At 63.4% G+C, this 24,530-nt stretch carries 21 protein-coding genes; 8 read left to right on the plus strand and 13 right to left on the minus strand.

Going from position 1 to position 24,530, the window contains the following annotated elements:
* Positions 1 to 131 precede the first annotated feature (131 nt).
* From ACP5E6_RS06220 to ACP5E6_RS06230, 3 genes are all read left to right on the plus strand, one after another.
* Entirely contained in the window at positions 132 to 1,079 is a 948-nt protein-coding gene (locus ACP5E6_RS06220; RefSeq protein WP_427952904.1) for an IS1595 family transposase, read from the plus strand.
* A 136-nt stretch (positions 1,080 to 1,215) separates the two neighbouring features.
* Positions 1,216 to 2,811: an NAD(P)/FAD-dependent oxidoreductase gene (locus ACP5E6_RS06225; RefSeq protein ID WP_427952906.1), complete on the plus strand. Its 1,596-nt coding sequence runs from the start codon at positions 1,216 to 1,218 to the stop codon at positions 2,809 to 2,811.
* Positions 2,812 to 2,973: 162 nt separating this feature from the next.
* Positions 2,974 to 3,396 carry a DUF983 domain-containing protein gene (locus tag ACP5E6_RS06230; RefSeq protein ID WP_427952908.1) on the plus strand — a complete coding sequence of 141 codons (423 nt, stop codon included), beginning with the start codon at positions 2,974 to 2,976 and terminating at the stop codon, positions 3,394 to 3,396.
* 79 nt (positions 3,397 to 3,475) lie between these two features.
* Here the strand turns inward: ACP5E6_RS06230 and ACP5E6_RS06235 are convergent, their stop codons facing one another.
* The 11 genes from ACP5E6_RS06235 to ACP5E6_RS06285 all read right to left on the minus strand — a co-directional run bounded on the left by ACP5E6_RS06235 (position 3,476) and on the right by ACP5E6_RS06285 (position 14,935).
* On the minus strand, positions 3,476 to 4,675 hold the full coding sequence (locus ACP5E6_RS06235) for a pyridoxal phosphate-dependent aminotransferase (protein WP_427952910.1): 1,200 nt from the start codon (positions 4,673 to 4,675) through the stop codon (positions 3,476 to 3,478).
* 32 nt (positions 4,676 to 4,707) lie between these two features.
* Positions 4,708 to 6,918 carry a tetratricopeptide repeat protein gene (locus tag ACP5E6_RS06240; RefSeq protein ID WP_427952911.1) on the minus strand — a complete coding sequence of 737 codons (2,211 nt, stop codon included), beginning with the start codon at positions 6,916 to 6,918 and terminating at the stop codon, positions 4,708 to 4,710.
* Positions 6,911 to 7,678 carry a tetratricopeptide repeat protein gene (locus tag ACP5E6_RS06245; protein ID WP_427952913.1) on the minus strand — a complete coding sequence of 256 codons (768 nt, stop codon included), beginning with the start codon at positions 7,676 to 7,678 and terminating at the stop codon, positions 6,911 to 6,913. Before ACP5E6_RS06245 ends, ACP5E6_RS06240 begins: the two co-directional genes overlap by 8 nt.
* 30 nt (positions 7,679 to 7,708) lie before the next feature.
* Positions 7,709 to 8,599: a DUF1217 domain-containing protein gene (locus ACP5E6_RS06250; RefSeq protein WP_427952915.1), complete on the minus strand. Its 891-nt coding sequence runs from the start codon at positions 8,597 to 8,599 to the stop codon at positions 7,709 to 7,711.
* Positions 8,600 to 8,614: 15 nt separating this feature from the next.
* Positions 8,615 to 8,956 carry a flagellar biosynthesis regulator FlaF gene (locus tag ACP5E6_RS06255; RefSeq protein ID WP_427952917.1) on the minus strand — a complete coding sequence of 114 codons (342 nt, stop codon included), beginning with the start codon at positions 8,954 to 8,956 and terminating at the stop codon, positions 8,615 to 8,617.
* Between the two features lie 16 nt (positions 8,957 to 8,972).
* Positions 8,973 to 9,371, minus strand: coding sequence for a flagellar biosynthesis repressor FlbT (locus ACP5E6_RS06260; RefSeq protein ID WP_427952919.1), 399 nt, complete (start codon positions 9,369 to 9,371; stop codon positions 8,973 to 8,975).
* A 70-nt stretch (positions 9,372 to 9,441) separates the two neighbouring features.
* Positions 9,442 to 10,329: a flagellin gene (locus ACP5E6_RS06265; protein WP_427952921.1), complete on the minus strand. Its 888-nt coding sequence runs from the start codon at positions 10,327 to 10,329 to the stop codon at positions 9,442 to 9,444.
* 96 nt (positions 10,330 to 10,425) lie between these two features.
* A complete protein-coding gene (locus ACP5E6_RS06270; RefSeq protein WP_427952923.1) occupies positions 10,426 to 11,496 on the minus strand; it encodes a flagellin in 1,071 nt (356 codons plus the stop codon).
* A complete protein-coding gene (flgK, locus tag ACP5E6_RS06275; RefSeq protein ID WP_427952925.1) occupies positions 11,493 to 12,839 on the minus strand; it encodes a flagellar hook-associated protein FlgK in 1,347 nt (448 codons plus the stop codon). Before flgK ends, ACP5E6_RS06270 begins: the two co-directional genes overlap by 4 nt.
* A 40-nt stretch (positions 12,840 to 12,879) precedes the next feature.
* Positions 12,880 to 14,163 (minus strand): flagellar hook protein FlgE, encoded by a 1,284-nt coding sequence (flgE, locus tag ACP5E6_RS06280; protein ID WP_427952927.1) that lies wholly within the window; start codon positions 14,161 to 14,163, stop codon positions 12,880 to 12,882.
* Between the two features lie 169 nt (positions 14,164 to 14,332).
* The gene (locus ACP5E6_RS06285) at positions 14,333 to 14,935 is read right to left on the minus strand and encodes a hypothetical protein (RefSeq protein ID WP_427952929.1); all 603 of its coding nucleotides are present in this window, start codon (positions 14,933 to 14,935) and stop codon (positions 14,333 to 14,335) included.
* Between the two features lie 13 nt (positions 14,936 to 14,948).
* On the opposite strand from ACP5E6_RS06285, the gene ACP5E6_RS06290 reads away from it, so the two are divergent.
* Positions 14,949 to 16,064 (plus strand): flagellar hook-length control protein FliK, encoded by a 1,116-nt coding sequence (locus tag ACP5E6_RS06290; RefSeq protein ID WP_427952931.1) that lies wholly within the window; start codon positions 14,949 to 14,951, stop codon positions 16,062 to 16,064.
* A 44-nt stretch (positions 16,065 to 16,108) separates the two neighbouring features.
* Positions 16,109 to 16,915, plus strand: a complete 807-nt coding sequence (locus tag ACP5E6_RS06295; RefSeq protein ID WP_427952933.1) for a flagellar hook assembly protein FlgD — start codon at positions 16,109 to 16,111, stop codon at positions 16,913 to 16,915.
* Here the strand turns inward: ACP5E6_RS06295 and ACP5E6_RS06300 are convergent.
* Both ACP5E6_RS06300 and ACP5E6_RS06305 read right to left on the minus strand, forming a co-directional pair.
* Positions 16,881 to 18,257 carry a sensor histidine kinase gene (locus ACP5E6_RS06300; RefSeq protein WP_427952935.1) on the minus strand — a complete coding sequence of 459 codons (1,377 nt, stop codon included), beginning with the start codon at positions 18,255 to 18,257 and terminating at the stop codon, positions 16,881 to 16,883. The two genes, ACP5E6_RS06295 and ACP5E6_RS06300, sit on opposite strands and share 35 nt — an antisense overlap.
* Positions 18,247 to 18,942, minus strand: coding sequence for a winged helix-turn-helix domain-containing protein (locus tag ACP5E6_RS06305; protein ID WP_427952937.1), 696 nt, complete (start codon positions 18,940 to 18,942; stop codon positions 18,247 to 18,249). The genes ACP5E6_RS06300 and ACP5E6_RS06305 overlap by 11 nt, the downstream gene beginning before the upstream one ends.
* A gap of 131 nt (positions 18,943 to 19,073) precedes the next feature.
* On the opposite strand from ACP5E6_RS06305, the gene ACP5E6_RS06310 reads away from it, so the two are divergent.
* The 3 genes from ACP5E6_RS06310 to ACP5E6_RS06320 are packed head-to-tail and all read left to right on the plus strand — an operon-like array spanning position 19,074 to position 24,513.
* On the plus strand, positions 19,074 to 20,423 hold the full coding sequence (locus ACP5E6_RS06310; protein WP_427952939.1) for a TolC family protein: 1,350 nt from the start codon (positions 19,074 to 19,076) through the stop codon (positions 20,421 to 20,423).
* Entirely contained in the window at positions 20,420 to 21,427 is a 1,008-nt protein-coding gene (locus tag ACP5E6_RS06315) for an efflux RND transporter periplasmic adaptor subunit (RefSeq protein WP_427952941.1), read from the plus strand. The genes ACP5E6_RS06310 and ACP5E6_RS06315 overlap by 4 nt, the downstream gene beginning before the upstream one ends.
* Entirely contained in the window at positions 21,427 to 24,513 is a 3,087-nt protein-coding gene (locus tag ACP5E6_RS06320; RefSeq protein WP_427952943.1) for an efflux RND transporter permease subunit, read from the plus strand. The genes ACP5E6_RS06315 and ACP5E6_RS06320 overlap by 1 nt, the downstream gene beginning before the upstream one ends.
* Positions 24,514 to 24,530: the final 17 nt, after the last annotated feature.

Here is a 24,530-nt window from a genome sequence, read left to right on the forward strand (position 1 = left end):
GGACACAACCTCAATGGGAGATGGGGAAATCATGGGCATGATCGATATAAACCTTCCTGTTTACCCACCTTGATCAGCCGTATTCCGTGATGTGCAAAATAGGAACATTCAGGCATGAGCGGAGGTTTTCGATGGCGCGCAATGCGGTGCAGTTGCAGAAGGGGCTGAGCGAGGCCGAATTTGATCGGTTGTACGGCACCGAGGAGCAATGTCGGGCTGTGGTGATCAAACTGCGCTGGCGCGATGGGTTTTCCTGTCCGGTCTGCGGCGGGACATCCTACAGCGAGCTCAAGACGCGCGACTTGTTCCAATGCAGCACCTGCCGTCGCCAGACGTCGCCGATCGCGGGGACGATTTTCGCGGCGACCAAACTGCCGCTGCGCACGTGGTTTCGGGCGATGTACCATCTGACGCAGAGCAAACAGGGCATCTCCTCGATCGAACTGGGGCGGCGCCTCGGTGTCCGCCAGACCACGGCGTGGATGCTCAAGCACAAAATCCAGCAGGCGATGATGGAGCGCGACGGGCGCAAACGCCTGAAGGGACGGGTTGAAATCGATGATGCGGTCCTGGGCGGTGAGCGTTCGGGCGGCAAGCGTGGACGCGGCGCACCGGGCAAGACGCCGTTTGTCGCCGCGGTCGAGACCACCGATGACGGCAAGCCGGCGCGCTTAAAACTGCGCCGTGTCGCCGGGTTCACCGGCCAGGCGATTTCGCGATTTGCGTTGAACAGCCTCGATCCGTCCTGCACCGTGGTCAGTGATGGGCTGGCCTGTTTTCATCGCGTGACCGACGCCGGATGCCAGCACCAGGCAATCCTGACCGGCAGCGGCCCTGCGGCGGTCCGCAACCCGGTGTTCAAATGGGTCAATACCGCGCTGGGCAATATCAAATCCGCCATCAACGGCACGTATCGGGCCATCAGCACCAAGCACGTCCCGCGATACCTCGCCGAATTCGAGTACCGCTTCAACCGCCGATACGATCTCGCCAGCATGATCCCACGACTCGGATACGCCATCGTGCAGGCGCCGCCGATGCCGTATCGCCTGCTCAAATTGGCTGAGACTTATGGGTAAGCAGGAAGTTTTTTGTCCGCTGGTCCGGGGTGGTTTCACCAGTATGGACGCATCGATCGAAGTTTTTTTGCTTCTTTTTTTTCAAAAAAAGAAGTCTTCCCTTCTGCTTCCCCACGTGGCGTTCTAAACCCCGGTCATGCTCCGCCTCACCGAAATCATCCTCCCGCTCGACCACGACGAACCCGCCCTCGCCACCGCCGTCGCCGCACGCATCGCTCCCGCCAAACTCACACACTTCACCGTGTTCCGCCGCGCGATCGATGCCCGCCGCAAAGCCGCCATCCGCCTGACCTACACGATCGACGCCACCGTGAACGACGAATCGGCGGTCCCGCCGCACCCCCATATCCGCCCCACACCGGACATCAGCTACAAACCGCCCAAGGCCCACAAGCCGAAAACCAGACCCATCGTGATCGGCTCCGGCCCCTGCGGCATCTTCGCCGCCCTCATCCTGGCCCAGGCCGGCCTCCGCCCGATCATCCTCGAACGCGGCAAACTGGTCCGCGAACGCACCAAGGATACCTGGGCGCTCTGGCGGCGCGGCATCCTCACCCCCGAATCCAACGTCCAGTTCGGCGAGGGCGGGGCCGGGACCTTCTCCGATGGCAAACTCTACAGCCAGATCAGCGACCCCAACCACCTCGGCCGCAAAGTCCTCACCGAATTCGTCGCCGCCGGCGCCCCGCCCGAAATTCTCTATGTCGCCCACCCCCATATCGGCACCTTCCGCCTGGTCGGCATGGTCGAAACCATGCGCGCCACCATCGAACGCCTCGGCGGCGAATACCGCTTCGGCGCCAAGGTCACTGGCCTGCTGATCGACCAACACCCCCGCCGCGCCCGCGGCGTCGTGCTCGAATCGGGCGAAACCCTCACCGCCGACCACATCATCCTCGCCATCGGCCACTCCGCCCGCGACACCTTCGAACTGCTGCGCGATACCGGTGTGCACCTCGACCCGAAACCCTTCTCGATCGGCTTTCGCATCGAACACCCGCAATCGCTGATCGACCACGCCCGCTACGGCAGCTTCGCCGGCAATCCCATCCTGGGTGCGGCCGACTACAAACTGGTCCACCACGTCAGCAACGGCCGCAGCGTCTATAGTTTCTGCATGTGCCCCGGCGGCACCGTCGTCGCCGCCACCTCCGAACCCGGCCGCGTCGTCACCAACGGCATGAGCCAGTATTCCCGCAACGAACGCAACGCCAACGCCGGCATCGTCGTCGGCATCACCCCGGAGGATTACCCCACCGCCGATGCCGGCGACATCCTCGCCGGCATGGCATTGCAGCGCCGCCTCGAATCCCACGCCTACATCGCCGGCGGCAGCACCTACCACGCCCCCGGCCAACTGGTCGGTGACTTCCTGGCCAACCGCGCCTCGACCACGCTGGGCGATGTCACCCCCAGCTACAAACCCGGCGTCCACCTGACCGACCTCGCCGCCTGCCTGCCCGACTACGCCATCGAGGCTATCCGCGAAGCTATCCCCGCATTCGCCAAAAAAATCCCCGGCTTCGACCGCGCCGACGCCATCCTCACCGGCGTCGAAACCCGCACCTCCGCCCCCATCCGCATCACCCGCGGCAAAGACGGCCAAAGTCTCAACACCCCAGGCCTGTTCCCCGCCGGCGAAGGTGCGGGCTATGCGGGCGGCATCCTCTCGGCCGGGGTCGATGGCATCCGCGCCGCCGAAGCGATCCTCCGTCTCCTCGCGTCGTGCTGAACCTCCGGTTCTATCGACCCGAAATCAGTCCTCGCGCGTCCGCACCGACGCCGCCCATTGAAACAACGCGCTACCCTGGCCATGTCAGAACCATGTCGGGTGACAAACGATCAACCAGGGCAACGCGTCGCGATCGACCCCTCTACTCAGGACGCCGGTAAGATGCCCCTTGACCCGGTAATCCAATGGCGGCGCAAGGTGCCGGACGCGAAGCGCAATTTCACCATGCCCTCTTGGGGCATAGCGCTGGCGCGCGGTGTCGCCATGCGTTGCCCCGCCTGTGGCAAGGCTTCAGCATTCGATGGCTGGTTTAATATCCGCAAGACCTGTCCGGTCTGCCACGCGCCGCTCGGCCGTGTGCCGTGTGACACGTTGCCGCCCTATCTGACCATCGTCGTTGGACTTGCGATCATCGGCGCCGGGCTGATTATCGCGGATCGCAATCATACGCTGGATTATGCAACGTCGCTGGTGGTCTTCATTCCGATGGCCATTTTGCTGCAACTCGGCCTACAGCGCCCGATCAAGGGTTTTGTGCTCGCCCTGATGATGAAGGTCGACATGATCCGCCAAGAAGAATTGTAAGCCACCTCCCTTTGCAAATGAGTGCCAAAACCCCCGTGTGATTCAAACGAGCGGATGAACCGCTTCCGTGCAAAGCCCCTCACCGCACGCCGGCGCAAAACGCCACGATGCGGGCGCAGGCATCGCGCAGGATGCTATCCGCCGCCGCGGTGGACAGGCGGATATGTCCCGGCATGGCAAAGGCCGAACCAGGCACCGTCGCCACCAGCGCCTCATCGAGCAGGGCTTCCGCGACATCATCATCGCTGGTCAACAGACGACCGCCGGCGGATTGGCGACCGAGCAGACCGCTGATCGAGGGAAAGGCGTAGAACGCGCCATCCGGAAGCGAGCATGTGACCCCCGGCGCCGCCGCGAGATCCGCGACGACCTGATCCCGCCGGCGGCGATAAACGGCGCGGTGAACCTCCAGCAGGTCCTGCGGTCCATCGAGCGCCGCAACCGCGGCGGCCTGGCTGATCGTTGAAACCCCCGCTGTCGCGGTGCCTTGCACCAGTGTCATCGCCGCCAACCAGGCCGCGGGCCCGGTGCAGAACCCCAGTCGCCATCCGGTCATCGCGTAGGATTTGGACACGCCACTCATCGTCACGATCCGCTCCGCGAGATCAGGCGCGGTGGTGGCCAGTGTGAGATAACGGCCCTCGAAGATCAGATGTTCATAAATATCGTCGGCAATCACCATCACCTGCGGATGTCGCCGCAACACGGCAGCGACCCCCCTCAGCATGGCCTGGTCGGCAACTGCGCCTGACGGGTTATTGGGATAATTCAGAAGCAGCAATTTTGTCTTGGCGGTGATGGCCGATTCGAGCGCGGCGGCATCCAGACGGAACCCGGCCAGGGCGGGGCAGGGGACGAATACCGGCACACCGCCGGCAAATTCCACCACCTGGATATAACCGGCCCAACAGGGGGCAGGAATGATCACCGCGTCGCCAGGTTCGATCAGCGCCATCACCGCATTGAAAATCGCCTGCTTGCCACCGTTGGTGATCAGAATATCCCTCGCGGCGACGGCCATACCCTGATCACGGGTGAACTTCCGCGCCACTGCCGCGCGGCACGCATCGGTACCGGCGATCGGCGGGTAACGGGTCTCTCCGGCCAGGGCCGCGCGATGCGCGGCCTCGATGATATGCGGTGGTGTCGGCAGATCAGGCTCACCGATCGAAAGCGATATGACATCCTTTCCAGCCGCTCGCAGGGCACGCGCGCGCGCCGCCATGGCGAATGTGGCGGCAGGTTTGGTACGCTCGATACAAGCGGCAAATTGCGTCATGCGATCTGCAGGACCACAGACGCGTCATCAGATCAAGCGGCGGCGGCGAGCATCGATGCGCAATATTCATGCCAGGCGAAGCGCAAAGCGGCGCCGAGATGTTTGCCGAAGCGCGGCGCATCGCACAGGGGGCTTTGCAGAACCTGTGGGCGCAACCGCGCCCGTAAGTCGGCCAGTGCCGGCAGATCGGCGGCCATTGCGACGGCACGCTCGATATACTCATCGGGCGTGGTGGCGATACAGCCCTCAACGCCGGCATTCGATAAATGGCTGACCGAATGGCGGGCCGCAAAAAAATCGCCGGCCAGCGTAATCACCGGGACACCCATAAAGAGTGCCTCGCAGGTGGTCAGACCGCCTGAGTAGGGGTAGGGGTCGAGGGCGATGTCGATATCCCGATAGGCGGCGATGAACATCGGATGTGGCGCCCGGCCCTGAAGATTGAGCCGTGCCGAGGCGAGCCCAAGACCATCGGCACGTGCGATAAACCGTTCCAGCACGTTTGGTTCGGAAAATTGCGGGCAACGAAGTGTCAACCGCGCATCCGGCAGCCTTTCAAGCAGCCGTGCCCAAAGCCGCAGGGAATCATCGGTCAGTTTCGCGAGATTGTTGAGGCAACCGAACGTGACATAGCCATTGGTCAAGGCCGGTGGAGCGTTGACCTCCGCGGCGCTGGGCGGCGGTGTGTAACAAACATAACCATCCGGGAGCCTGAGCAGTTTTTCAGTGTAGAAACGATCATAGCCGTCCGGGGTTTCCCACCGATCGGTGATCAGCCAGTCCATTGTCGGCACGCCGGATGTCGCAGCCTGAGAGCCGACCCATTTAATCTGCACCGGTGCCGGCCGATACGCCATGATCGGTGTTCGCCCCCCATCGCCGATCCCACTCAGGTCGATCAGAATATCGACATTCTGGCTGGCGATATGTATCGCCGCCTCGCGATCGGTCATGGCATCAATGTCATGCCAGGTGGTGACATGCCGCGCGAAATCCGGCGCAAAACTGTCGTTCGGCTCATAATGCCCGAAACAATGCAGCGAAAAAGCGGCTTTATCGAGCGCCTTGAAACCCGCAAACGTCAACCACCCGACAGGATGTTGGCGCAACGCGTTGGACAACAAACCGATCCTCAATTTCCGATCACGGTCGTCCGCGGTGATATGGCGCGGTCGCATCAGGGGTGACTCGTCGTGTGGCAGAACGTTTCCGAGCGCCGCCATCGCATCACGCAGCATCGCGGCGGTCGTGTTGCTGCGATACGGTAGCAACGCGCATTCGGATTGCAGCGCCAAACACAGATCCGTCGTCGCTGCTTTCGCGGCATCGATGTCACGACGCGATCCCTCGAAATCACCGATCGAGGCTCTCAACGTACCCCGATTGAACAACATCTGCGGCGACAAGTCATGTTCGTCGCGAATTTTGCTCATGACCAGTTCAGCCTCCCCGAACCGGTAGAGCCGCCCCAATGTTACTGCAAGATCATTGATCGTGATCGTGTCATCGGGCAGCAGCCTATGCGCTTCGCGCAGCAACGGCTCGGCCAGTTCCGGACGCATCGTGCTGAGGTAAACCGCGGCGAGGTCTTTCATGACGATCGCGTCGTCAGGCAGAAGAATGATGGCGGCTTCCAGCAGATCCGCCGCTTCATCGAGAGCACCGCGCAGCTTGGCCGCTCGTCCATCCATGGCCAGTCGCACCCCGTCCGACCATTCGGGTGGCTCGACCAGTCCATCCAGACCAAACCGTTCCATTACATCCAAAAAATCGCGGGCATAGAGTGAGCAATTCGGCTCCAGTCGCCCTGCCATCGCGACGGCGCGGGCAGCGGCCGCGCCTTGATCAAGAACCGTCAGTCCATAACCCAGGGCATGCCAGATCTGATGCTGATCAGGCGCCAGTTCTGCCGCCCGCTGCAACAGCATGACGGCATTCTGCGGTGCTTCGGCAAGATCGAGGACGCCCCGGGCGAGAAGGGTCTCGAATCGATTGGGATTGCGCATCAACGCCGCGTCATAGGCGGCGATCGCTTCCGCCCTGCGACCTTCACCGCGCCAGCTTTGAGCGATCCGCAACCATGGTTCGTCCCAGTCTGGCACCAATGCCGTAACCTTGTGCATCAGTGCCCGGGCGGCCACGTGGGCGCCTTGATCTTCCAGCAGGATCGCGTGGCTGAGCAGCGAAAGTGGCGCCTCGGACGTGGCGATAGCTGGTTCTTCAGAGCCTGCGGCGTCAAGCATGACGGGGCAGATGCGCGGTCGATTTATGGAAAAGCGCCGCCGCCTCGGACCAATGCCCCGATTCGATTGCCGATTGTATCGCAAGAATCTCGGTTTGTGCGTCGGCCTCGCCGCGTACCGTCAAATTCCGGATCTCGATGTCGGCGCCAGCGCTGTCGCCCCGTTTGAGCAGAACGCCGACCAGCGCATTTCGCATGCGGACATCGTCATGACCGGAGGCGATCGCTTCGCGAATCATCACCTCGGCATCGGCGGGTGCGGCACGGGTCAGCGCGTTCAGAGTCGGCATGTCGCCCGGCATTTTCGCCATTGCTTCGCGGAGGCAGATTGCGGCCTGTTCGGTCTGGCCGAGTTCGAGTAATGCCTGGCCGAGCAGCGATTTAGCCGGCGCATTGGTGTGATCGGCAATCACGGCATCCGCCGCCGCGATGGCGGCGCCGACCATGTCCCGGTTCTGGAAGTTCAACCGGGCCCGCAACAACAGCAGTGGGGCGCTTTGCGGCAGATCGGCGAGACCCCGGTCGATCGTCGCTGTAGCCTCGGCGACATTACCTCGCGCCAGCGCAATCTCGACTTTGATGAGGGCGACATCGTCGGAATTGGGACATAATTTCTGCAATGTCGGCAACAATAAAGTGGCGGCATTGATTTGTCCCCGGCCGATCAGGCTGCGGACGCGTTGGATCAGCGTTGCGGAGAAATCCGGGGGTGACTTCTGGCTGACGGTCGGTTGGTCGAGCGTATCTGAGACTGCGGGCATGTTTTATGTCCTTTTGGGTAAGTGGCGAAATTAGGCGAGCAAGCCTTGTGCCTGCACCGCCAATGATTCGAGGTTGGATGATGAACCTGTGCTGGTCTGCGCTTTTGATTGCTCAACGGCGAGATAACGATCGGCGAAAGACTGAATAAATTTTGGATTCTGAAGATCGGAGATGTTCAATCCGCTGGTGATGGACTGTTCCTGCGCGCTCAAGGGTTGGTAGGCGATCTGCTGTGGAATTCCGAGTGCTGTTGTGACCACGGATCGCATTACTGAGTCGCCGAGAATCTGAACTGCGGATGTAAAGTTTTTTGCGTTCTGAATGAAATATAATGCGTTTGATAATCCAGGTGTCTGTGCATCGAGAGATTGCCGCCACAGCACTTCGGCATAGCCGTTGGTGATTGTGCTGATGGCGCTCGGCTGTTGAATGATTGCCAGACCCTTTGTCGCGAATTGATAGGTCTGGGCCGTGGACAACCATTGCGAATTCGTACCGGATAATTGATTGGCCAGTGAATTTGGATCTGATGGGTTTGACATCAGGGCTTTTTGCGCAAGAGCGGGATAACCCGCTTCCGAACCGAGCCCGTTCGCGGTCAGCAGCACGTTCAGAACCGTTGGATTGGACAAAAGCTGTTTGACCGAAGTGGCGCTGTTGACCGCTTTGGTGAAGGCGGCGATCTGGCGTTGGACGGCGGGTTGCAATGCCTCGTTCTTGATGTCCTGGGTCTGATTGCGCTGCGCCACCTGCAAGGCGACGATCGGGTTTTCCGAACTCGCGCCGGTCGTCGCCGCGGTGACGCTGCCCTGGGCGATGCTTACCAGAGACGCCGCACTGTTCGCGGTCGAACCCGTCCCGCTGATCGCCGAGAACAGCGTTGAAAGATTGGAGGGCAACCCGGCGAGACTGACCGACATGGCGGCGATCCTTCGTCAGCTGCGGCCGTTCAGGCCGTTGGCAAAATTGTCACCGATCTCGGCGATGGTGGCGAGATTCGGATTATCCTGTTCAGCCATGCGGATCACCGCATTGGCCACCGAGACGATCTGGGCGCGCAGGGGGGCCGGCAGCGGGTTCAGCGGATCAAGATTGGCGGCGAGGACGGTGCGCCATAACGTTTTTGTGCCGGCCAGGGCGCGGGTGCGGCTGAGATCATCAGTGGCACTGCGCAGCAGGGCGCTGAAATGGCGGAACACGTCAGCGTCCTGATCGCGCAGATCGCGGAGGGCTGACGCATTGCCATAGGCTTTTACCATGCGGGCTGATGAAGACATGTTCGATCCTTTTTGATCATTGATGGGTTTGCAGAACGGCGGCCTCGTGACGCATGATGCGGCGTGCGAGTTTCAATGCCTCGTAACAATCGTCGGCACGGGCGAAGGCCAGCGCCTTATCGAGGATTTCGCGGGCCAGAGCCGATGTGGTGACGGCCTTGAATTCCTCGATCAAATCCTGGGCGCGGATCAGAGCGGCGTTGCGCTCATCCTCAGTGCCGATGTAGGCGGTTTGCAATGCGAAATAGATCCGCTTGGCTGGCGAATCGACCTCGTCGGGCCGCAAGATCTGCTTACCGAACATGAACCGCGCCTTGGCGGTGAGTTCGATGCGTGACTTCGTGCGGAATCTGATCGGGGCGCCGTTGAGCACCATGATGTCTCCCTGACGAAGCTCGAGTACCAGCACGGACATTCTGTCTACCTCAGCTGAGCGGGGGAACGATCTCCGGCCGGCCGCGACTGGCCGGAGATCACGCGGTGGGTTAGATCAGCTTCGTCAGCAAAGAGGGCGACTGATTAGCGATCGAGAGCGCCGTGGTGGCGAGCTGCTGCTGGATCTGCAGTGACTGCAACTGGGCCGATTCCGCCGCCATGTTGGCATCGACCAAGGCGCCGAGCCCGTTGCTGAGCGCGTCCATCTTGTTCTGGTTGTAGGTTACCTGATTGTTGATCTGGTTGGTCAGGTTGCCATAGGTGTTCATGTAGCCGCCCATCGACGAAACCGCTGTCGAAAATGAGCCGGCGGAACATAGGAAATTCGCAACGGTCGCTGCGTTAGTTGCATTCGTCGTCAGAGCGGTACCAATCGCGCTGAGCGTTGCGTACACACTCGAAAGACTCGTCGATGCGATTGTCAGAGACGATCCGTTCGCGTCGGTCGCCACCGTAAGGTTCGTCGAGGTGAAGACTGCTGACGAGGATTTCAGAGTTCCCGAGTTACTGCCGATCAGTGAGATGCCGTTATAGCTGGCACCGGTGATGAACGAAGCGACGTTTTGCAATTGTGCCGTGAATTCGGCAGCGTATTGGCTCCGCTGGCTGCTCGAGAGGGTGGAGCTCGACATATTGACCAGCGTCTGGTCCATGCTCTGCATCAGGTTGGAGATGTTGGTGAGCGCCGTGCTGGTGGTCTGCACCAGTCCGGAGACGTCGCCAAGCTGCTGGTTGGCCGCGGTCAGGCCCGACATGGTGGTGCGGACCGATTGGGCGACGGCATAGGCCGCGCCATTGTCAGACGCGCTATTGACCGAATAACCGGTCGAGACGGCGGTTTGCACCGTCTGCAGCGATGAGTTGATCGAGTTGAGGGTTTCAACGCCGACCATGGCGGCGGAATTGGTGATGATGGACGAAGAGACAATGCCGGACATAGTATTTTCCTTAGGTACGATTTAGCGGGTGATCTGCATTTTGCAGAGCTGACGCATATTGCGCCAAGGTCGTTAACGTCCGATGAATCGAAAGGCTCAAATATATTGGGTGAGCGACATCGTCTTCATCGCGGCGATGAGTTGATAGGAAGCCTGCAACTGGGTCTGGGTGGATGACAGATTAGCCAGCGTACTGGTCATGTTGACCTGATCGTACCCGGCGAGCTGGGTGGTCAGAGCGGTCGCGGTCTGTTGCAGGTTGGTCGATTGGGTGGCGATCAACGCCTGATTATTGCCAAGCGCGCCAGCGTCCGACGCCATGGTGTTGATGGCGCCCGATAGTGTGTTGATCATGCTGGCCGCGAAGCCGGCGAAATTCGGGCTGCTGGTCTGCGCCGTGGTGACGCTGCCGATCGCGGCCAGACTGGTCATGATGTCGTTCATGTAGGAGCCGGTGGTGGTTGTGCCGCTTGATGCCGGAATGAGCGTATTCGCATTGGCGACCAGCCCGGTGGTGATCAGCGCGCCGCCCGCGCCAGCCACCTGCGTCGGTTGTGGACTGATACCGGGTGGGCTTGTGAACGGCGGCGTGGTTGCGCCCGAGCTGATGACGGCGGCGGCGGCGTTCGGGTTGGAGGCGAGATTTTGCACCGCACTCTGGATATTGGTGTAAAATGTCGAACTCGTGATGTTGTTTGGGTTCGATATCGGCGGTACCGCGCTGTTCTGACCGCTGAAGATGTAGGACGTGCCATCCTGGGTATTGAGCAGATTGCCGATCTGGCTCAGGGCCTGGCGCGCCATGGAGGCGGAGGTCAAAGCGCCCTGAGGGGTTTCTGCGCTGACCGTCTGGAATTGCGACAAGACGCTCGATGCGATCTGACTGATCGCGGTGATCGTGCTCTGCTGCACCTGCATCTGACCGGCGACCGCGTTGAGATTGGTCACGGTGTTGTTGATGCCGGCGATTTGCGGCGCCAGCGACAACGCGCCCGCGGCCGATCCCGGCGTTGCACTGTCAAGCCCGGCATAGGTCGCCGCGACATAGCCGGTGGTCGATTGCGTGGTCAGCTGGTTGAGCTTGGCGGAGGTTGCCGAGGCATCGGCGATCAATTGCTGCATCAGCCCGTAGCTGCCGCCGGTCAGTCCTGAAATCGATCCGCTCATGTTATCATGGCCTCCTCGGCTGCCCACATCTGCTGGGCGATGGTGACGACTTTGGCATTCGCCGCGTAGGCGTTCTGCAAGGTGACGAGCATTCCCATCTGCTGATCGATGCTGACACCGCTCGAGGTCGAGGCCTGGGTGGTCAGGGCGCTGGTCAGTGCATTTGCGGCGGTGCTGGCGGTCTGGGCGTTGCTGCTGACGGCGGCTTCGGAGGCGGTAAAATTCGTCGCCTGCGCGGCGAGTGAGTTGGTGCTGCCGCCGAGCGCCGTGTTCAGCACGTTCTCGATCACGCCGGTGTATCCCGCTGCGTTGTTCGTGTTGCTGTTGTTGGGCGTACCGTTGATGATCAGCGCGGGATTGCTCACGACACTCGGGTTGACGGTGATCACGTTGGAGAACCCGGACGCAGAGGGCGGGATTGCGCTGGCCGAATTGGTAAACAGCGACAATCCGGCCGTAGCGAAACCGTTTGCCAGGGATTGCGAGAAACTGTCCAAACCGGCCTGAAGCTGTGGCAGGGTGTTTCCGGTCAGTTGCAATCCCGCCCCGATCGAGCCGGCGGTGAATTCGGACGTGACGGTTTGGCTGCCGAGGGTGATGACGGCAGGATTGCCCGAGGCGCTGAAGCGCAAGGTGCCATTGGTTGGCAATTGCTGGCCGGAGGGGGTGTAGAGCGTGATGGCGCCGCTCGGCTGCGCGATGGATTTCGCGCCGGTCAATGACGCGATGCCCTGCACCAAGGCATCGCGCTGGTTCTTCAGATCGGCGGTGCTTTTGCCCTGCTGGGCCAGGCTGATGATCTGGTTGTTCAGGGTGCCGACCTGGGCCAATGACGTGTTCAGTGACGTGATGCCGGCAGCGACGCCGGAGGATGCGGTCTGCGCCGCGCTGCCGATGGCGCCGGCGATGGCGTTGATCTGGCCGGTCAGGTTTTGCGCCGCCGTCACCACGGCCGATTGCTGCACCACGTTGGATGGATCGGTCAGCAGCGTGGAAAAGGCCGATTGAACGGAACCGAGCAGGCTGTTCAGGTCGTTGCCCTGGCCGGGCGTGCCCATCACCTGGTCGATACTCGCGAGCACCGTTGCGGTGGTCTGCTGGAACGACTGGTTGCCGACCGAGGCGTTCAACTGCGCCTGCATGCTGGTATTGACAACCTGTGTCGCGGGACCGCTGATCACCCCGGTGCCGATGCCCTGCGCCGAAGTTGCGGTGAGGGATGACGTTTCGGCGGAATAGCCCGCCGTGTTCGCGTTGGCGACGTTTTGCGACACCACGGAGAGTTGTTGTTCAATTGCGGCGAGGCCGCTGTTGGCGATGGCGAGTCCGGTACCTATGCTCATGGCGAGAAGTATCCACCCAAAAAATTACTGAAGCGTTTAGTTACTGGACCATGTTCACGACGGTCTGCAGCAGCTGCTGGGCCGTGGTGATGACCTTGGAATTGGCGGTATAGGCCTGCTGGGCGGTGATCAGATTGGTGAACTGCGTGGCGATATCGACATTCGAACTCTCGATTGAACCGGTCACGAGCGAATTGCCGTTACTGCCGACGGCGTTAACAGTCGCGGCACCCGAACCCTGGCTGGCCGTGTAGAGCTGACCGCTCTGGTTTTGCAGCGCGTCCGGTGCGGCGAAGGTCGCCAGCGGAATTTGGGCGACCGCCTGCGAAAATCCATTGCTGTAGTTGACGGTGATGTTGCCCTGGTTGTCGATCGAGAGATTGCTGAAATTGCCGGGCGGGGTGCCGTCCTGCGTGATGCCCTGGAGATTGATGCTGGTGCCGGCATATTCGGTGAGGCCCGAGGTGCCGCCGAAGGTTCCAAGGTTCAGGGTGATCGGCTGGCTGCCGCTGCCGAAATTGGCGGGGACCGCCACGGTTGCCGATTGGCCGGCTGTGCCGGCCGTGCCGTTGATCGCGCTCAATGTGCCGTTATTGCCGAACGTCAATGTCGCTGAGGTGATCGGCGTGGTTGCTGTGCTGCCTGCCGTGTCGCCCGGCGAATAGACCGCCATGGTCCATTGATTGGAATTGGTGCTCGACTGGGTCCAGTTCAGGTTCAGCTGCTGCATGTTGCCGAGCGAATCATAGACATCGACCTGGGTGTCCACCGGCGTTGTTCCCGGTGTCGTTGGCAGGGCGGCCGACAGGGTGACATTCTGCGTCGCGACCGGCGGTGTGGTGGTTTGGGGAATCTGGATCGGTGCGAGCGAGGCGGTGTTGACCACGCCGCTGGCACTGATCGGCCACGCATTGAGGAAGGCGCCGGAACCGTTGACCAGGTAGCCTTGCTTATTCAGTGAAAAATCACCGGCACGCGTGTAGTATTGTTGGGCTTGGAATGTCTGCGCCGTGCTGCCGGCCGTTGTATTGGCGGTGGGTTCGCTGACGTTGAAGTAGCCCTGCCCGCTGATCGCCAGTGCCAGCGGGTCGGTGCTCTGGGTGACGGTGCCCTGAACTGTGTTGGTATAGTCGGGATGGGCGATGACCGAGTCGGCGCCATTGCTGGTCGGGGTGCTTTGCACCAGATAATTGATGAAATTGGTATCGACACCTTTATAACCGGTGGTCTGGCTGTTGGCGATATTGTCACTGATATTGGTGAAGGCGCTCGATTGCGCCTGCATCCCGCTGACCGACGTATCCAAAGCACCAAAAATCGACATTCTGCCCTCGTTCCAGATAAAATTCAGTTCTCAACCGCCCGGAAGCTAGCGCGTGGTCTGCCGGCCGGTTCGGCTCGCATTACGCAGGAACCATGCCAAATCGTCCGCCGGGCGATGATGGCGGATTCCGGGCGGAATATTTTGTCAGGCGGGCTGTGCCGTCGGCAGATTAAGCCGAGTGGGCCGAATGTGCTCGGCATTTCTTGCCGGGTCGGGGCGTGATTTTGGGGCTTTTCCCTCGCGGAAATGGCGGTGCGGTTGCCACGGAGGTTTGGCAGGGGATTTGCATGAAGCGTTTTATGACGATCGCCCCGCCTCCGCCTCTCATGACAACACCGCAAGCTGCGACCGCCGTCGCCTCTGTTTCGGTCACGCCGGTTTCAGCGGCACCGGTCGGGAGCAACGCGTCAACACCGCCGAGCGCTGATACGCCGAGTTCGTTTGCGCAGGCGTTGTCGGCGGCGACACCGGCATCACCCGCGTCCGCCGCAGTCGCCCCGCGGAAATCATCTCCCGGCGCGACGGCGGCTGCGCCGGCATCGGGGCAAGCGGCATCGCCGATCACGACAACAGCGCCGACATCCACCGCAAAATCATTGACCCTTGCGGGGGCGCCGGGACCAATGAGCGCCGGCAGCGCCGCCTTATTTGCGTCTGATGCATCCTCGAGCCAGGCATCGACACCCGCCAGCGGTCCCAAGGGCGGTGCGCGCGACACATCGAAACCGACCAATGTCGCCACGAAGCCGGGTGATGCGGCGTCAATATCCACCCCGACCGCCCCGATGCCGCTGACAATGCCGCTGGCAATGCCGCTTCCGGGGATGACGGTAGCCGATCCGGCCGCCACGCCAGCCCCTCTCGCCGATGCCAAGGGGGCACACACGCCTGCCGGATCCGACGCAGCCGGCGCCGGTCAGGCGATACTGTCCGGTTCCGGGACGGGTGGGCGGGATCTCGCAGCTGCGACTGCATCGGCTGCCGCATCAACGCAGGGTGCCGCAACACCATCCACATCCGGTCAGGGGAAGGGGCTTTCGGCGGCAACCGATCTTGTCATCGCCCCTCCAGGCGAGAAGGCGCACGCGAGTGCTGCCGTTGGGCCATCCAGCGTGACGGGTCAGGCGTCGGGCACCGCCGCGCAACCCGCGGCGACCGCCGCCGTTGCCCAAGCCTCGGCGTCTTCGATCAATGCCGCGAGCGGCAACGTGAAACAGCCGGCGATTGCGGCGTCCGGTCAGGGCACGGTCGCGCCGCTCGCGGCCGATCTGTTCGTCGCGCTGCCGAGCAATGCGAGTGATCAGGTGTCGATGAGCGGTACGGCAACGCCGGCCGCGAGCACACCGGCGCCCGCGACGACTCAGCTCACCGCAGCGATGGTCGCCGCCGGCGCCATTCCGGTAACCAGCGCCGGCGCGTCCGGCGGGACGCGGTTGACCATCGCGATGGCGCCGCCCGCGATCGGCATGGTGACGATCCAGATCGACCGTAATGAAAATGGTCAATCGGTGATCGCCGTGGGGGCGACTCATCCGTCCACGCTGGATGCTTTGCAGAACGATCACGCCGCATTGCAACAGATGTTGACCCAGGCGGGTGTTCCGCTCGATCAGCGCACCCTGAGTTTTCACCTCGAGCCGGTGCGCTCGGATAGTGGCAGCCAGACGCCGGCGGGAAGTGGCATCGGAGCCGGCGATGGTCTGAGCGGCGGGTCAGGCAGTGGGTTTGGGCGCGAGGGAGGCCAGCAATCTGACGGTCAAAGCGCGGGCCAGACCACGCGCGGCGCCGCGGACGCGTATAACCGGCACGGGCAGGTCGATGAGATTGCCACGATCCCGGAGAGCGTGATCGCGTCCGCATCGGCACCCATGCGTCGGTTTGGCGTCAATGTTATGGCCTGAATCCATATTTCTCATCGTGCATTTCAATCAAAGGAATATCAGCAATGTCCGGCAGTATCGCATCCGTCGCCTACCAGCAGAGCCAATTGACCGCCGCCGCCAATGCCGCCGCGGCCGGGTTGACCAGCACATCATCCACCACCGGGACGAGCACCGGCACCACGGCCACTGGTACGACCTCCGCGTCCTCGTCCGCGACGTCTTCATCGACCGGAAGCACCACAAGCGCACTCGGCGCGCTCTCAACCAATTACAATGATTTTCTGACCATGCTGACCACCCAGCTGCAGAATCAGGACCCAACGAGTCCAATGGATTCAAGCCAGTTCACCTCGGAACTGGTGCAGTTTTCCAGCGTGGAACAACAGATCAACACCAACTCCAGCCTTGGCCAATTGATCCAGCTTACCCAGGCCGGGGATCTCACCCAGGCCAGCTCGATGCTTGGGAGCCAGGTTACCGCCACCTCCAGTCAAGTGCCGCTCCAGAACGGCAAGGCCAGTCTCAGCTTCACTGCCCCAGCGGCCGAGCCGGTGGCAATTGCGGTCTATAACAGCGCCGGCACGCAGATTCTCGATACCGCGATCAACGCGACCCAGGGGAGCAATACCTGGACCTGGAACGGTCAGGACGCCAGCGGCACGACGGTGCCGGATGGCGCCTACAATGTCGCGGTGATGGGCCAGGGTACGAGCGGCGTGCCGACCGCCTTGCCGTTCACGGTCACCGGCACGGCCACGGGGGTCACCAGCGGCACCAACTCGGTATCACTTAATCTTGGGGCCTTGTCGGTTCCGTTCACCGCGGTGACCAGCGTCAGCAAGGCGGGCACGGCGGCAACCGGATCGTGACCGCAAGCCCGGGTCGCGCGGCATCATTCCGCGCGGCACCGAGGCTAAACGTGCCATCATGCAGCGCCGCGATCGCCGCCGCCAGCGGCAGACCGAGGCCGTGACCCTCGGCGGCCCGGCTTGGATCGAGCCGGCCGAAGCGGCGCAACGCTTCCACATGGCGTGACGGCGGGATGCCCGGGCCATCGTCGGCAATGATCATCACAATTCTGCCGTGGTCCGGTTGGGCTGAGAGGGTGATGATGCCGCCGGCGCACCCGTGGTTGATTGCGTTCTCGATCAGATTGGCGGTCATCTGCGTCAATAGCGCCGCGTCTCCCTTGATTGCCAGACCAGGGGCGATCGCGCCGATGAATTGCATCGCCGCATCTTCCGCGACTGTTTCGTAGGTCTCGGCGAGGTTATTGAGCAGCAGGCTGAGATCGACCGGTGCGAACGAGGCGCGGCGCGCGCCGCTCTCGATCTGGGCCAGCCGGAGAATTGCGGCGGAGAGGGAAAGTGTCGCATCGACCTGTGCGATCGCATCGCTCAGCGCGCCCGCGATCAGCGCAGGGTCGGGATTATGCAGCAGCAGTTCGAGCGACTCGCGCAGCCGGGCGAGCGGCGAGCGCAGATCATGCGCGATCTCATCGCCGACCGCCTTGATATTGCCGAGCAATTGCTCGATCCGGTCGAGCATGGCGTTGATCACGCTGGCGAGATGGTCGAACTCGTCACCTGAACCCGATAGCGGGATGCGCCGCGTGAAATCACCCGCCATGATGGTTGCACCGGTGGCGCTGACTGCCTCGATCCGTGCCAGCGCCCGGCGGCCGAAACCGATGCCGGCAGCAATTCCGATCGCCAGCATGATCCCGAATCCGATCAGAAAGCTGCGGCGGATCAACTCGTCCATCTCATCGAGCGTGGTCGCGTCTGCCGCGACCAGCAGCGTGCCGCCGCCGGTGATGCGCTCGACCCGCGCCCGCAGCGCACGGACATGGCCGGTGAAAGGCCGTGCGTCCGGCAGGGACAGGCTATGCCAACCCGGCGGCAACGGCGGCAGCGTCACATCGCCGGCGATCAATCTGCCGTGTTGATCATCGAGACGGTAAAACGTGCCGGTTGGCGGTTCGGCAATCGCCGCGCGGAGTCCTGCCGCCACGACGCCGGGCGGGGTTTGTGGCCCTTGCACCATGATTTCACTGATTTCGTTATCGATGTCGGTATCGAGCGTCGTGCGCATCGCCCCCAGCGCGCCGACATAGATGACCGCGAACATCACCGCCGCACTGGCCGTGGCGAGCCCGACCCCGAGCGCCGCGAGACGCACGCTGGTGGTTTGAAACAGCCTAGGCCGCATCACCCAGCCGATAGCCCGCACCCCGGATGGTTTGGACCAGTTCAGACTCGAACCCCCGATCGATCTTGCCACGCAGCCGCGAGATGTGAGACTCAACGACGCTGGTTTGAGGGTCGAAATGAAAATCCCATACCGCCTCGAGCAGCATCGTGCGCGTCACCACCTGTCCGGCGTGGCGCATCATGTACTCCAGCAGCGCGAACTCGCGCGGCTTGAGCGTGATCCGCCGGCCATCACGCCGGACCTCGCGCGATAATCGGTCCACTTCCAGATCGGCGACGCGCAGCACCGGATCGACCGGTTTCGTCGCACCGCGACGGATCAGTGCCGCGATCCGCGCGCTCAACTCGGCGATGGCGAAGGGTTTGACCAGATAATCATCCCCCCCGGCGCGCAGGCCCTCGACCCGGTCATCGACACCGCCCAGCGCGGTCAGGAAAAGAGCCGGGGTGGCGATGCCGGCGCCCCGCAACATGCGCAGCAGCCCCAGCCCATCGAGGCCGGGCAGCATGCGATCGACGATGATGATATCCCATAATTCGCCGCCGGCACGCAGCAAACCGGTACGGCCGTCGGGTACAACCGTTATGTCATGTCCTTCCGGCGCAAGTCCGGTGCGCACCAGGTCGCCGGTGCGGGGATCGTCCTCGATCAACAGGATGCGCAGACCTGGGTTCGCCGCCATGACCGGAGCAGGAGCGATGGTTTTATGGCCGGGTCAAGCGGAATTTCAGAAGATTACAAAACGACAAACCGGAAGCAAAGTTGCGGGCACCGATGGTGCGCCACAGCACGGGGGCAACATCCACCGGCACAATGACTATTTCCACCCTTCGCCTCTCCTCTCCGATCGCGGCGCTCCTGTCTGTGACCGTTCTGCTCGCGGGTTGTGCGTCGTATCGCACGCGTGATTTGAACCTGAGGCCGTCGCTCCATTCCACGCTCGGGCGGATTGTCCATGTCTTGCCGGATGGCCGCAGCATCGATCCGACCAGTGCGTTGACGCCCCAGGCGATCGCGGCGCTGGCGGTACTCAACGATCCGGCACTGGTGGCGGCGCGGGCGCAGAGAAGCGTGGCGCGGGCGCAGGTGTTCGCGATGGGGTTGCTGCCCGATCCGAACCTGCAGGGCGGGTTCGGCGCGTTGCTCGGCGGCCCGGCGGTGGCACCCTCGGTCGCGGGGTCGATCACGCAGGATCTGGCATCGCTGATCACGCGGGGTGCGCGGCTGCGGGCGGCGCGGGCGCGGGACGGCGAGGTTGCAGCGAATGTGATGTGGCAGGAAGTCCAGGTGGCCTCGCAGGCGGAAACACTGGCGACCGCGCTCTGGGCGGATCGCCGCAGCCTCGCCGCGCTCGACCGCGCGCGGCGGGCATTGCGGCTTCTGAGTGACGATGCGCGCCGGCAGCTCGCGGCGGGGAATCTGACGATCGATCAGGCCTCCGCCGCCGCGGCGAGTCTGGCAGGGATCGATGCCGCGCGGGATAACGCGGCGCAGCAGGAACTGACCGATCAGGCGGCGTTGGCGGCGCTGCTGGACGTGACCCCGGATGCACCGATCCGGCTGACGCGGCCTGTGATCCCGCCCGTCGTGGTGGATCATCTGGTCGCGACGCTCGCCGAACGCCGGCCCGACCTGATCGCGTTGCGCTACGGGTATCAGGCGGCCGATGCGGATCTGCGGGCTGCGATCCTGGCGCAGTTTCCGTTACTGTCCCTGAGTGTCAGCGGCGGGTCGGATACCAGCCGGGTCGCTACGGTGGGGCCGAGTATTTCGCTCAATCTTCCGGTGTTCAATGGAAATCGGGGGGCTGTGGCGGTGGCGCGGGCAACCCGGCGGCAACTGCATGAGGCGTTTACCGCGGCTCTTACGGCGGCGCGGGGCGGGGCGATCGCGGCGCGGCAGGCGCTGGCTCTGCTCAATCATGAGCGGCATGCCGCGCTTGCGCGACAAGCTGAGGCGGACCGGGCGGTGAGTAAGGCGCTGCCAGCCTATCGCGCCAGGCTGATCGATGCCAGGACCGAGACCGACCTGATCGACCAGCAGGCGCTGCGCCGCACCGAGGTCATTGCGCTCGAACAGAAAATCGCGGCTGGGCGGATCGCGCTTGCGACCCTGCTGGGGGCGGGATTGCCCCTCGTGACCATCAAGGGAGAAGTGCGATGAAACGACGCCTGCTGGCTGCGCTGCTGCTGGTTCCGGTCGCGCAGGCCGCCCCGGCGCCGAGTGTTCTGGTCACCACGATCCCGGTGAAAACCGGGGCAATTCCGCGCAGCATCGCCGCCTACGGCACGATCGGTGCCGCACCGGGAGCGAGTGATACCATCACCATCGATGCCGCGGGATTCCTGAGCACGCTCGATGTCATGCCGGGGCAGGCGGTGCGGCGGGGTCAGGCGCTCGCGGTGATCGGCATCGCGCCGAGCGCGCAGGCGGCCTATGCCCAGGCCGAGGCGGCGGTGCGCGCGGCGGTGGCGACGCTCGCGCATACGAGCGCGCTGGTCGCGGCTCATCTGGCCACCACGATCCAGCTGGCGCAGGCCGAACAGGCCGAACAGGCGGCGATCTCGACGCGCGATGCCCTGCGGCTCGAAGGCGCGGACCGTGCGACCACCACCCTGGTCGCGCCCCATGACGGCGTGATCGCCACTGTGGCCGTCGCGCCGGGCGCTGCCCTGACGCCGGGCGCCCCGATCCTGACACTCATCCGCACCGATGTGCTGGTCGCCACCATCGGCCTCGATCCGCTGGAAGCCAACCAGATCCATCCCGGCGATCCGGTTGCATTGATGAAACCCGGTCACGCAGGCCATGCGGTGAACGGCAAGGTCGCGGCAATCAGCGCGATGGTCAATCCGCAGAGTGGCCTGGTCGACGCCACGATCTCCCTGCCGCCGAAGGGCTTTCTGCTCGGCGAAACCATCAGCGCCGAGATCGATATCGGCACCGTGCGCGGCATCATCGTACCCCGCGACGCTGCCCTGCCGGACGGAAGGTATTTCCAGCTCTGGCAGATCGATCACGGCCACGCCCGCCCCGTGCGGGTCAGCATTGTCACAAGCACGGCCAACAGCGCCGTCGTTGCCGGCCGGATCAATCCCGCCCTGCCGATCGTGGTCAGCGGCAATTACCAACTCACTCCGGGAATCGCCGTGCGGGTCACGCATTGATGGGTCTCGCCCGCTTCCTCGCCCGCCAGCAGCGCGCGATCCTGTTCCTGATGGCCTGCCTCGCGCTGGCCGGCACCGTCGCCGCCCTCTCGCTGCCGGTCGGCCTGTTCCCGCGCACCTCGTTCCCCCGCGTCCGCGTCAACATCGATGCCGGCGCCCGCCCCGCACAGCAGATGGTGCTGCAAGTCACCAAACCGACCGAACAGGCCCTGCGCGCCATCCCCGGCGTCGTCTCGGTCCGCTCCGCCACCTCGCGCGGCTCCGCCCAGATCTACATCGATTTCAACTGGGGTCAGAACATGGTGCAGGCGACACTGGAGGTCGATGCCGCGATCGCGCAGATGCTGCCCGACTTCCCGACCGGCACGAAATACATCGTCCGCCGGATGGACCCGACGGTCTTCCCCATCATCGCCTACGCCATGACATCGCGCAGCATTTCCGAAACCCGGCTCCGCGCCATCGCCGAAGACCATCTCGTCCCCGCCCTCACCCGCATCGCCGGCGTCGCCAAAGTCAGCGTCCAGGGCGGTGCCACGCCCGAGGTTCACGTCCTGGTCGAACCCCGGCGCCTCGCGAGCCTGCATATCACTCTCGCCCAGGTCGAACAGGCGGTCACCAAATCCAACGTCCTCGCCGCGGTCGGCCGCATGACCGATTACGACCGGCTCTATCTCCTGGTGCAGGACAACACCCTGCACAACGCACGCGACATCGGCCGCATCGTCGTCCGCGCCGGACCCGACGGCGTCGTCCGGCTCGACCAGATCGCAACCGTGCGGATGGGCACGGTCCCGGTCTATTACCGCGTCGCCGAAAACGGCATCCCCGCCGTCACCCTTCAAGTATTCCAGCAACCCGATGGCAACGCCGTCGCCGTCGATCGCGCGGTGCGCGACGCTTTGGCCGCCTACCGGCCCGATCTGCCGCGCGGCGTCACCCTGGTGAAATGGTACGACCAGAGCGGTCTCGTCACCGCCGCCGCCGGATCGGTGCGCGACGCCATCCTGATCGGCATCATCCTCGCCGGCCTCGTGCTGATCTTCTTCCTGCGCAGCTGGCGCGTCACGCTGGTCGCCCTGCTCGTCGTCCCCGCCTCGATGGCCTCGGCGATCCTGCTGCTTTCCCTGCTCGGCCTGAGTTTCAACATCATGACGCTCGGCGGCCTCGCCGCCTCGGTCGGTCTGGTGATCGACGACGCCATCGTCATGATCGAACACATCGCCCGCCGCGCCGGCCACACTGGAGGCACCGCGGCGAAAGGTGCGGTGCTCGCCGCCGCCTCCGAATTTCTCACCCCCCTTACCGGCTCATCCCTCGCCACCCTCATCGTCTTCGCCCCGCTCGCCTTTCTCTCCGGCGTCACCGGCGCCTTCTTCAAAGCCCTCTCGATCACGCTCGCCGCCACGCTCGTCGCCTCCTGGCTGCTCTCCGCCTTCGCCGTCCCCGTCCTCGCCCGCACCCTGATCGATTTCGACCGCTGGCAGGACCCCGCCGACCGCCGCAGCGCCACCGGGCGCGACGGCTGGATGGAACGCTGGCACGGCAGGCTGCTGCCCCGGCTGATCGCGCGGCCCGCCCTGCTCGCCATCGGCATCATCCCCCTGATCATCGCCGGCCTCCTCGCCTACCGCGCCGTACCCACCGGCTTCCTGCCGCATCTCGACGAAGGCGGCTTCGTCCTGAACTACCAGACCCTGCCCGGCACCTCGCTCACCGAATCGGTCCGCGAAATCAGCCAGATCGAAACCATCCTCCGCGCCGACCCCGCCGTCGCGACCTTCTCCCGCCGCACCGGCGCCGGCCTCGGCGGCGATCTCAACGAACCCTACCAGGGCGACATGTTCGTCGAACTCAAACCCCTCGCCGACCGCCCGCCGATCTGGAATGTCATGGACCGCATCCGCACGAAAATCGAAACCCAGGTCCCCGGCGTCGATTTCGACGTCTCACAAATGCTGAGCGACCTGCTCGGCGACCTCACCGGCGTGCCGCAACCAATCGAGATCAAACTGCACGGCGACCCCGCCCAGCTGGTCGCCACCGCCCACAAGATCGGCACCGCGATCGGCGCGATCAAAGGTGTCGTCTCGGTGTTCGACGGCGTCACCCTCGCCGGCGACGCGATCGACATCCATATCGACCCCGCCCGCGCCGGCATGCTCGGGCTCGACCCCGATCAGGTGCGCCAGACGCTGCAAACCGCACTCGAAGGCAGCGTTGTCACTGCCCTGCCGGGCCAATATCGCTTCACCGATGTCCGCGTCACCCTGCCGTCACACTCGAAAAAGAACATTGCCGCCCTCGCCCGCATCCCGGTCGCCACGCCGAGCGGCGCCCTGATCCCGATCGGCGATTTCGCGACGTTCAAAATCGTCTCCGGCCAGCCGGAAATCGACCGCGACAATCTCCAGCAGATCACCGCGATTACCGGGCGCATCAGTGGTCGCGGCATCGATGGGGTGATCACCGATGTTCGCAAAACCCTCGCCCGACCCGGCCTACTGCCCGCCGGAATGCACTACACGCTCGGCGGTCTCTACAAACAGCAGCAGATCGCCTTCGTTGGCCTCGCCAAGGTCTTTGTCGCCGCCATCGCGGCTGAATTCATCCTGCTGCTGTTCCTCTACCGCAGCTTCATCATCGCCGGCGCCATCCTGTTCACGGCCCTGCTCGCCAGCCTCGCCGTGTTCATCGGCCTGTTCATCTCCGGCGTGGAACTCAACATCACCGCGCTGATGGGCATGACCATGATCGTCGGCCTCGCCACCGAAATGGCGATCTTTTATGTCTCGGAATACCAGTCGCTCGCCGAACATCATGACAGGCGCGAGGCTCTGATCATCGCCAGCCGCAACCGGCTTCGGCCGATTGCAATGACCACGCTCGCCGCGATCCTGACACTCCTGCCACTGGCGTTCGCGGTGGGCGAGGGGTCGGCAATGCAACAGCCCCTGGCCATTGCGATCATTTCCGGCTTCGTCGTACAGTTTCCGCTGGTGCTGCTGGCGTTGCCGGTGTTGCTGAAACTGACGGTTGGCGCACCGTCCGACCTGATCGGATCATCAGGTCGGAACGAAGTCTAGAGCACTACATCCGATCA

The sequence above is a fragment of the Acidiphilium sp. genome (assembly GCF_049977125.1).
Taxonomy (GTDB): Bacteria; Pseudomonadota; Alphaproteobacteria; order Acetobacterales; family Acetobacteraceae; genus Acidiphilium.